Below are 1,932 nucleotides of genomic sequence, written 5' to 3'. Positions count from 1 at the left end.
CCGCTGATGCTGGCCGCGATCAAGGGCAACCTGGACATCGCGCGCGAGTTGGTCAAGCGCGGCGCGCTGGTCAACGAACCGGGGTGGTCCGCGCTGCATTACGCGGCCGCCGGCCCGAACGAGCACCTGGTGCGCTGGCTGGTCGGGCAGGGCGCGGACATCGACGCGCGGTCGCCCAATGGAACGACGCCGCTGATGATGGCGGCCGGCTACGGCGGGCTGAGCGGCGCCGAGATCCTGATCGCCGCCGGCGCCGACGTCACGCTGCGCAACGACCATCAGCTGAGCGCGGCCGACTTCGCCCGCCGCGCCGGGCAGGACGAGATGGCCGACAAGCTGGACCAGCTCGCCCGGGCGCGTGCTAAGGCCGCCGCCACGCCGGCACCGTAGGCGGCGTCCCCCGGCGCGACGCTTTCCCGCGCCTTTCCGAGGCATCCGTCACACGCCGCACGGCGCGGTGAGGCAGCTGCTGGCATTCCCCTAGGAATCCGTCTGACACGCGGTTTGGCGGCCCGCCCACTGTTGGCGGCCCGGGTCGGTCTCTACAGTTCATCCCATGCCGACACGGTGTCGGCGCCGGAGACCGAGATGCTGACCACGACCCAAGACTTCGCCGCCAACCCGTTCGCGATGCTGCTGGATCCCGAGCGCGTCGCCCTGGAAGTGGCCGGTTCCGAACGCCTGGCCCGCCTGCGCAGCCGCATCTACCGCCCGCTGGACAAGCCGCTGATCGCGCACCGCGACGCCGGCGACCAGGCCGCCTACGACGAGGAAGTCGATGCGGCCGAGTTGTCCGAAGCCGATCTGCTCCCGCTGGACGACCAGCCGTCCATCGGCACCGAACTGAGCGCCTGAGATTCGCTGCCGGGGCAAGGGTCCGGAACGAATCGGCGCGGCGCTTGTCGGTGCTGTCTGACCCGCGCTTCCGCCAGCCGACTACACCCGGCCCCCCGCGATCTCCCTAGCATGACGCTCAACCGAGGTCCCTCTATCGTGTGACCGAGCCCACAGCCCGCCTGGAGACTGTCATGCGCCGCCCCCGAGTCCTCTCCCGTCACGTCGCCGAAGCCGCCCCAGGCGTCCTCGCCGGACCGCGCTGGCGGTGGCTTGCGGCGGCCAGCCTGCCGGTCCTGGCGCTGGCCCTGATGGCGCTGGGCGGCTGCGCTTCGATGGGGGGGCACTCGGGTGCCCCCTCGACTGCACCGTCGACCACCGTCACGCCGGCGCTTCCCGCCGGCTCCGTCATCGGCGGGAATCTGTGGTCCCCCCGCATGGAGGAGCGCCGCCTGGCGGTCGTGCAAGCCAGCGGAGGCACCGGCATCGGCGTGGTCCGCACCGCGGACAACCAGCTCAAGCTGACCCTGCCCACTGACGCGGCCTTCGACCTGGGTCGTTCCGAGCTCAAGCCGACTATGCGCCCCGCGCTGGATGAAGCCAGCCGCGACCTGGACGAGCAGGTCCGCATCACCATCGTCGGGCACACCGACAGCTCGGCCGGCGATGCGGTGAACGGGCCGCTGTCGCTGGATCGGGCCGAGACCGTGCGCGAATACCTGGTGCACCACGGCGTGCGGCTGTCGCTGCATCCGGCCGGCCATGTGCTGGGCTCGGCGCAGGTGCGGCTGGAACATGGCGGCCGGGTCTGGGTGGCCTCGGGCGACTACAAGCTGGAGGCGGATGGCACCTGCGCGCCCTTCGAGCCGGTGCGCTGCGACACCTTCATCACCGAGTCCACCTTCGGCCTGCCGATCTACCGCTGGCCGTCGCAGGCGGCGCTGTTCTCGGAGATCGACGCCTGGTGGCGGCGCAATGCCGCGGCGGGACGCGCGTCGGTGCTCTACGCCTATGCGCTGGGCAAGGCGCAGCGGCTGCTGCATGGCGTGGATGCCTCGATCGGGCCGATCGTCAGCCATGGCGCGGTCGAGCCGCTGA

Annotated in this window: 3 protein-coding genes; all 3 read left to right on the top strand. The window is 71.6% G+C overall.

Features of this window, described 5'->3' with window-relative positions; translation table 11 throughout:
* Positions 1 to 390, top strand: a 390-nt coding sequence (locus tag FUT87_RS26800; protein WP_147242949.1) for an ankyrin repeat domain-containing protein, incomplete at its 5' end; no start/stop codon positions are given.
* Positions 391 to 588: 198 nt separating this feature from the next.
* A complete protein-coding gene (locus tag FUT87_RS26795) occupies positions 589 to 855 on the top strand; it encodes a hypothetical protein (protein ID WP_091733441.1) in 267 nt (88 codons plus the stop codon).
* 173 nt (positions 856 to 1,028) lie between these two features.
* Positions 1,029 to 1,932: OmpA family protein (locus FUT87_RS29570; RefSeq protein ID WP_186830793.1), on the top strand; the 904-nt coding region annotated here is incomplete at its 3' end.

The organism is Mitsuaria sp. TWR114 (assembly GCF_007997345.1).
This window is presented reverse-complemented; position numbering and strand designations above follow the sequence as displayed.